The sequence below is a fragment of the Psychrobacter piechaudii genome (genome assembly GCF_900162825.1).
Classification (GTDB): Bacteria; Pseudomonadota; Gammaproteobacteria; order Pseudomonadales; family Moraxellaceae; genus Psychrobacter; species Psychrobacter piechaudii.
Genome location: NZ_FUGE01000013.1, coordinates 1 through 522 on the forward strand (window position 1 = coordinate 1; position 522 = coordinate 522).

Consider the following 522-nt stretch of genomic DNA (forward strand, 5'->3'; position numbering starts at 1 on the left):
TTAATGTGATTCTTGTCATTAACAAAGGTTTTGGAGTGGTTGATACGATAATGAGTAAACTCACTGACATCTAATGCGTTATAGCTTTTAAATGAGTCGGTATAAACAATGCTATCAGGCTTCACTTTTTCTCTTATGATGGGGATCAAAGTATCTGCTTTAGCATTGGGTATAATACAAGCGTAGACCTTGCCATTACGCTTTAATAGGCCAAACACGGGCACTTTGCTACCAGCACCTCGCCCTCGCTTGCCTTTACGAGTGCCACCAAAGTATGATTCGTCTACTTCGATTTCGCCTTCAAATAGACCAGGGTCTTGACTATTCTCGTAAATAAGCAGTCTTAGCCTATGAAAGTAATAACTGGCTGTGGTTTTATTAACACCAACTAAGCTTGCTGCTGTTCTCGCGGTAGAACCGGCAACAAATAACTCGATTAGTCTGCTTTGTTTATACCAACTTAGTTTACTCTTTCTCATAGTGCTATCCTAAATAATTTTACTTATCTAGGACAGCCCCTAA

1 protein-coding gene is annotated in these 522 nt (G+C 39.7%); it reads right to left on the reverse strand.

Annotated elements, in window-relative coordinates; all coding sequences use genetic code 11:
- A partial coding sequence (locus A1019T_RS00085) for an IS1595-like element ISPssp3 family transposase (RefSeq protein ID WP_077449883.1) occupies positions 1 to 479 on the reverse strand: 479 nt, incomplete at its 3' end.
- Positions 480 to 522: the final 43 nt, after the last annotated feature.